This window comes from Psychrobacter urativorans, assembly GCF_904846695.1.
Classification (GTDB): Bacteria; Pseudomonadota; Gammaproteobacteria; order Pseudomonadales; family Moraxellaceae; genus Psychrobacter; species Psychrobacter urativorans.
Map to the genome: position 1 here is coordinate 21,562 of NZ_CAJHBR010000027.1, position 7,838 is coordinate 29,399.

4 protein-coding genes are annotated in these 7,838 nt (G+C 40.7%); all 4 read right to left on the bottom strand.

Annotated elements, in window-relative coordinates:
• Positions 1–62: 62 nt before the first annotated feature.
• The 4 genes from rnr to thrS all read right to left on the bottom strand — a co-directional run bounded on the left by rnr (position 63) and on the right by thrS (position 6,609).
• A complete protein-coding gene (gene rnr / locus JMY09_RS12980; protein ID WP_201624196.1) occupies positions 63–2,339 on the bottom strand; it encodes a ribonuclease R in 2,277 nt (758 codons plus the stop codon).
• 150 nt (positions 2,340–2,489) lie between these two features.
• On the bottom strand, positions 2,490–3,734 hold the full coding sequence (locus JMY09_RS12985) for a toxic anion resistance protein (protein ID WP_201624198.1): 1,245 nt from the start codon (positions 3,732–3,734) through the stop codon (positions 2,490–2,492).
• 413 nt (positions 3,735–4,147) lie between these two features.
• A complete protein-coding gene (gene infC, locus JMY09_RS12990; protein WP_201624200.1) occupies positions 4,148–4,651 on the bottom strand; it encodes a translation initiation factor IF-3 in 504 nt (167 codons plus the stop codon).
• A 23-nt stretch (positions 4,652–4,674) separates the two neighbouring features.
• Positions 4,675–6,609 carry a threonine--tRNA ligase gene (gene thrS / locus JMY09_RS12995; RefSeq protein ID WP_201624201.1) on the bottom strand — a complete coding sequence of 645 codons (1,935 nt, stop codon included), beginning with the start codon at positions 6,607–6,609 and terminating at the stop codon, positions 4,675–4,677.
• Between the last annotated feature and the right edge of the window lie 1,229 nt (positions 6,610–7,838).

Genomic DNA, 7,838 nt, shown 5'->3' on the forward strand with positions numbered 1-7,838 from the left:
CCAATAAAAAGGGGCTAACGATAACGTTAGCCCCTTTGTTTATAGCCTAAAGGTGCAGCGTACTAGCTTTTTTTGTTAGTGCTTTTCTTGTTACTACTGCTGCGGCTGCTACTTTTCTTAGGAGCGCTCTTCTTAGTTTGGTCTTTTTTGGTTTGATTCATTTCACTAGATTTCAGCTTAGCTGTTAAATCAAAATCAATCTGTAATAGATCCATATTGACCCCAGCAACTTTGACTCTTACTGAATCACCAAGTCCAAACAAACCGCCTTTATCTTTACCGATAAGTTGCTGCTGTTTTTCATCATAAACAAAGAAGTCATCGCCAACATTGGAGATATGCACTAAGCCATCAATGTATAAGTCGTCAAGCATCACAAACAAGCCAAAGCTAGTGACTGTAGTGACAGTACCATCGAATTCTTCACCGACATGATCTTTCATGTAGTGACATTTGAGCCAAGACTCTACGAAGCGAGAGGCTTTTTCAGCACGGCGCTCAGTATCTGAAGTTTGAGTACCAGCACCATCAAGTGAAAATTCCATCACTGGCTGTGGAGTATTAGTCACTTTTGCCTTGATCGCCCGATGTAGCATTAGATCAGGATAACGGCGAATAGGCGAAGTAAAGTGGCTATATTCTTCATAAGCTAAACCGAAGTGACCGATATTATCAGGGGCATAATTGGCTTGCATCATTGAACGCAGTAGCATGCTATGAATACTCACAGCATCAGGGCGGTCTTTGGTAGCTTCAATAATACGCTGATAATCTGCTTGAGTTGGGCTCTCTTCTGGAAAGCTTAAACCAAAGTTCTTAGCGTACTCATGGATACGCATAGATTTTTCGCTATCAGGTTTATCATGGTTACGATATAACACTGGCAGTTCATGCTCTAAGGCAAAGTTTGCCGCACAAGTATTGGCGAGCAACATACACTCTTCAATCAGTTTATGCGCGTCACCACGAGTACGTGGCAAGATAGCAGCGATGCCGCCAGTTTCGTTAAACTTGATATAAGTTTCGACCGTTTCAAACTCCATCGCATGGCGTTCTTCACGTTTTTTCACTAGTAGCTCATACAACTGATGTAAGGTATCTACTGACTTTTTAACTTCTTTATTATCAGTTAACGATTTAGGAATAGTGCTGTCTTTTGGATTAGCAAGGTAGTCATTGACTTGATTATAAGTCAAACGTGCTTGCGAATTCATTACAGCAGGATAGAACTCATAACCAGTCACTTTACCAGCACGCGATACTTTTATATCGGCGACCATACACAAGCGATCAACATTAGGATTCAATGAACAAAGACCGTTTGATAGCACTTCCGGTAGCATTGGGATTACCCGATGTGGGAAGTACACCGAAGTACCACGCTGATAAGCTTCGATATCTAATGGCGAGTTTGGCGTTACGTAATTGCTGACATCAGCGATAGCGACTAATACTCGATAGTTGCCACCAGCACGCTTTTCAGCGAATACGGCATCATCAAAATCTCGTGCATCCTCACCATCGATAGTGATTAATGGGATATCACGTAAATCTGTGCGCCCTTTAATGTCTTTTTCAGTCGGCTCTTTATAGTCATTAGCTTGCTTAAGAGTCGCTTCATTAAACTCAGAAGGGATATCATAATTAAGTAAGGTAGTCTCAATGATTAATTCGCGATCATTGTCATCACTTAGCACTTCAGTAATTTTACCAGTAGCAAATTCATGCTGGTTCGGCCAATCGATGATGTCTACTTTTACTGGATAGCCAAGCTTCACTTCTAATGCTTGTACGTTATCTTCAGTGACCGTAATCGGCTGGTGATTGTTCGGGCTACCAAGCTCAACACAATAACCATCTTCGTCTTTGGCTAAAGTACCGATGAATTGATTTTGCTGACGTTCAACGACATCAACGATACGACCTTCAGTACGACCGCGATTATCCGTTGAAGTACCTACTGCCTCGACTTTATCGCCGTTGAATACCCAGCGCATTTGTTTTTCATGCAAGAACAAATCAGGCATATCAGTTAACAATACAAAGCCAAAGCCTTTGGCATGTGCTGAGACTGTACCAGTAACAACGTCTTGTTGAGTGACCGTGCGAAAGCGATAAGGACGCCCTTCGCGATTCACTTGACCATCACGTGCCATCGCTTTTAAACGATTTCCTAAAGCATCAAACTGATCAGGATCATCAATGTTGAATGCTTTAGCCAACTGTTGATGGGTGGCTTCACCCTTTTCAGTAATCGTGCTCAGTATTAGCTCGCGACTAGGAATAGGGTTGTCGTATTTTTGTGCCTCACTTGAGGCGTTTGGATCATTCCAACTCATAAAGTACCGTATCTGTTTTTAAAATTATTAATAGGGGCTATCTTAACACGAACGAGGTTGCAATATCTTGAGTCAATTATCTTATCTGGCGCAAATAGCCGTTAACCATTATCGGGTTAAGCGAGCCATTTGCTGTCGATGTTTTACCTGTTAGATATCGATAGAGTTAGCACCAGAATTATCTACTATCTTTTTAGTGTCTATTTCTCTAGAAACTTCAAGCACAGTAGTCTCGTTCGACTTGTCTAAATACTTTTGCGCTTTATCAACTTCACTAGTTAAAGTATTTACCGTCTGCTTCATATTCTCCAGCGCTTCTAACTTATAAGTGCTGATCATATCCATAGTCTCATAGACATTATTGAAGGCGTTTTGCAATTTATCAAGCTCAATAGTGCTACTAGTTGCTTGCTCATGGATCTCACCTGATTGACGCTTAAGCATCTCAGAAGTTGATTCAATCAAGCTGCTAGTCGTTTTGTTCAAGGCAGTAATTTGATCTAGTACTAGCTTTTGATTGGTCATCGCTTGCGCAACGATCACCGCAGTACGTAAGGCTGAAACAGTAGTAGTCGTAGCCCGATCCACACCCTTAATAAGCTCTAAGTTGTTACGGCGAATAGTGTCTAAAGCCAAATATCCTTGAATGTTAACCGCCAACTGGGTCAAAAAGTCAGTGTTCTTCTGACGCACATAGAACAGCATCTCTTCTTTGATGATACGAGCTTTTTCAGGATCAGTAGCTTCAATGGTATAAACTTTTTGCTCTAACTGCTCATCGATTTTTTTGCCAACATAAACATACTGGCGGATAGACTGCATCAATTCCCACATATTGACTTTTTCTTGCTCAATCATGGCATTATCTTTGAGCAGCTCATCTTTACCATTATAAAGGCTAGTCACTACCGCATTAATGTGTGACTGTGCTGACTCATACTGGCGAAAATAGTCTTGTACTTTATTGCCAAAAGGAATCAAACCAAACAGTTTGCGTGAGCTAGTTAGCTGCTTTTTACTAGGGTCTAGATCTTCTACGATACCACGCAGTTCCGTCAACGATTTAGCGATAGGTGAGTTATCGAACAAGCTGTCATTGAGACTCTTAGCCGGTAGCTCTAACATACGGTTAGAGATTTGCGAGGACTCACGAATCTCTTTAGAACCTAAATTATGTATAGACTGGACGTTTTGTTTAAATTCATCACTATGCACCGAATTAGTCAGCACATGATTGACAAAAGCGTCGACCTTGGCATCTAGTTCAGGTAGTTGACTCGCATCCAACGTGACCATTTGATCTGCTTCGCTTTTTTGCACTTCTTTTACGGCAGCAGGTGGTGTCAAAGATATAATAGGAGTAGGGGCGTTTTCCGGTGGGGTCAACTCTTGCATAAATGTTCCTTTAATATTTAATATGAAAAATATTTTTATTTAAAGTTTGAGTACAGGCTTTATTATTAGCGCTATTTTATATATTTATAACAGCAGCAGCAGGTTATAACCAATAAATGTTATTAGGCTATAGCCAGTAAATCTAGCTTTAGATTACCGTGTAATCAAAGGACTGAGAAGATTGATTTTGTAAACTAACCTTCTATATTGTACTAAGACCTACTAGGCGCTACTATCACATATCTAGCTATTATCTAAGCTAGGCTTTAAGTGCTTAGACTAGCGTTAGCAGTAATTCAATATGCCAATAGCAAAAAACCATCAATATCCCGCAGCATATTGATGGTCAAAAACGATAACTAAAATCAAGTTATTTATAAAATCGTAATGCAAGCTAACCCTAAGCTACGGACTTACCTTTTCTTAGTAGGACCTAATAGCATACCCATCTGACGACCTTCCATCTTAGGATATTGTTCGACATTCGAGATTTCAGCAGTATCTTCGATAATGCGATCAAGTTGCTTACGACCAATCTCTTGATGAGCCATTTCACGACCACGGAAGCGGATACTGATTTTAACTTTATCCTGATCTTCTAAAAAGCTAACGATTTTTTTCAGTTTAACCTGATAATCGGCCTCTTCAGTACTAGGACGCAACTTCATCTCTTTGAGCTGAGTTTGCTTTTGGTTCTTTTTAGCCTCTTTAGCCTTTTGCTTTTGATCATAGAGATAATGCTTATAATCCATGATCTTACATACTGGCGGCTTGGCATCAGGAACTAATTCAACCAAATCTAGATTGTCTTCACGTGCCGCTTTCATTGCGGTATCGATATCGACTACGCCCATTTGTTCGCCATCTTCTTTAACTAAACGGACTTCTTTGACGCTGATATCTTCGTTAATGTTCAAACGGTTTGACTGTTTAATAGGTATTACTCCTGATCTGTTTTTGGGGTCTGTCGGCCTTTATCACTGACAGCTGCATTTACTAAGGTAATAAATTCTGAGATAGTCATTACGCCTAGGTTTTCACCCTCGCGGGTACGCACGTTAACGCTACCTGATTCGACTTCTTTATCTCCCAATACTAACATATAGGGGATACGTTCTAATGTTTTCTCTCGTATCTTAAATCCAATCTTTTCGTTACGCAAGTCACTAATGGCTCGCAAACCTGCATTTTTCAGCTCATTGACTACATTTGTACAAGCATCAGCCTGTTTATCAGTGATATTCATAACTACCACTTGTTGCGGAGCCAGCCATACTGGCATCCAACCGGCGTAATGTTCTATGAGCATACCGATGAAGCGCTCGAACGAGCCAAGAATAGCTCGATGTAGCATAATAGGGACTTCACGCTCATTTTGCTCATTGACAAATTCAGCATCTAAACGTTCAGGCATATTAGGATCGACCTGAATAGTACCGCACTGCCAAACACGACCTAAGCAATCCTTAAGACTGAATTCAATCTTCGGACCATAAAAAGCGCCTTCGCCCGGTAGATAATCCCAGTCTAGTCCTGAATTATCTAAAGCATCAGCTAAAGCTTTTTCGGCGAAATCCCAAGATTCCTCAGAACCCACTCGTTTTTCAGGGCGAGTAGAAAGCTTCATGATGATATCTTTAAAGCCAAAATCATCATAAACATCGAGCGTTAACTGAATGAAATCAGCCACTTCTTGTTGAATCTGCGCTTGAGTACAGAATATATGCGCATCATCTTGAGTAAAACCACGGACGCGCATCAAGCCATGCAATGAGCCAGACGGCTCGTTACGATGACAAGAACCGAATTCGGCCATACGTAGTGGCAAGTCACGATAAGATTTTAAGCCTTGATTAAACACTTGCACGTGGCAAGGGCAGTTCATCGGTTTTACCGCATAATCACGGCTTTCACTTGAGGTCGTAAACATATTGGTGGCATAGTTACCCCAATGCCCAGAGCGTTCCCACAAGCTACGATCAACGATTTGCGGTGTCTTAATCTCTTGGTAGCCATTATCATGCTGCACTTTGCGCATATACTGCTCAAGCACTTGATATATAGTCCAACCATTCGGATGCCAGAACACCATTCCTGGCGCTTGCTCTTGCATATGGAATAGATTTAACGCTTTGCCAATTTTACGATGGTCACGCTTTTCGGCTTCTTCGATACGCTGAATATAGGCTTTTAGCTGTTTTTTATCTGCCCATGCAGTACCATAAATACGTTGTAGCTGTTCGTTTTTAGCATCGCCACGCCAATAAGCGCCTGACATTTTAGTCAGTTTAAATACTTTTAAGAAGCGAGTATTAGGCACATGCGGGCCAAGGCACATATCGACATATTCTTGATGATGATACAGACCAAAGGCATCTTCGCCCGGCATATCATTGATCAGCTTAAGCTTATAGTCTTCGCCACGTTCTTCGAATATCTTAATCACTTCAGCGCGCGGCGTTATTTTCTTGATCACATCATAGTCTTGTTTGATCAGCTCCATCATGCGCTTTTCAATTGCTTCCATGTGCTCAGGGGTAAAAGGCGTCTCACTATAGATGTCGTAATAAAAACCATCATCGATGACTGGGCCGATTACCATTTTTACATCAGGATAGAGCTGTTTGACCGCATGGCCTAATAAATGCGCACATGAGTGACGAATGATATCGACCCCATCATCATCTTTTGCAGTAACGATTTCGACCTTAGCATCAGCAACGATAGGATCGGAAGCGTCTACTAAATGTCCGTCTACACGTCCAGCTATTGTGGCTTTAGCAAGTCCTGGCCCAATACTTTCAGCTATTTGCATAACTGTAGTGCTGCCGTCGAATTGTTTTACACTACCATCGGGTAAAGTAATCGCTACCATAATCTATTCACCTTTTTGAGTCCTTTGGCAGTGATGATTGCAACCATCAATCATATGACCGTCAGACTACAATAGTTATTGCCACCTATTGTGACGTATTAAGAGATATCAGCATTTCTGTAACCCGCTTAGCTATTATAAAGCGCAGCAACCCGTCCTTTAAATACAGTTAACTGACAGGGTAGGAGAGTAATGCCATAAAAGCGCCTACTATAGCAAAAACCGTCTATAAACACTAGATAGTAAGGGCTAGCAGGCTGTTTTTTGACCTCAAAGCGCTTATCTTTATAGGCTGTAAAGCTTAAATGCCGATCAATTACCTATATATAAGCAAAATATTAGTACTAAGCCAATAATAGCGGCTTCTATATATGGGTACTAGTAACTTAGTTATCAACAGCTTACGCTTAGGTTGCGTCTTTATCTATAACCGGTTAATAAACTATAGAGGCTTTGCATATGACCTTAAGTTAATAATGGATGTATGCAGAGTGGCAATATATAAGTGCAATGAGATCTATAAAGAGTCAGAAAACAATCTTTACCTACTATCTAGCTATCTATACTTGCCACCAGCTAATTCAGAAAAACTAAAAAGCGTTTAGGTCTCAGGGCGACTACGCTACTATCTATAGTATAGACACCTATTACTATAACCGTACTACGACAGCTGTAAGTAGCCAGTGACTTCCTTGCTTATAATTATATAGACCGATCGTATAAACAAGTCATAGCAATAGTAAGTAGTAATAGAAACAAATCATGCTGACAAGCCAAAGCCAAACAATCGCACGGCTAGTTGATACAAAAACCAAGTAACTATATTTAGCTCATGATTTAGCTCAGCAGACTCTATAACTGAAAACAGCTTAGTAAAAATGGCTTGTTGAATACCGCTACTTTAATCTTAAAGATGATATGACTAGCACAAAAACCCCAGTCCAAACTCTAAACCCATGATAAGCATCAACTAATAAGAGAATCCTTAGGGGAAGGCAAATTAAATCTTAGACTAAGCTTGACCGAGCCTTTAATCTGCGTATAATGCGTCCCAGTCGGAACAGAAGAGCGGCTTTGTGGGAGTGGTTTACCGCTTGAAATGAAGTTAGCTAAATAACTTCTTGACACTCAGATTAAAGCGTCTATAATACGCACCTCAGCAAGACAAGCGGGAGTAATTAGGAAGTGATAAGTCACTTAATAATTAGCACGTCAATCTACTGAAACGA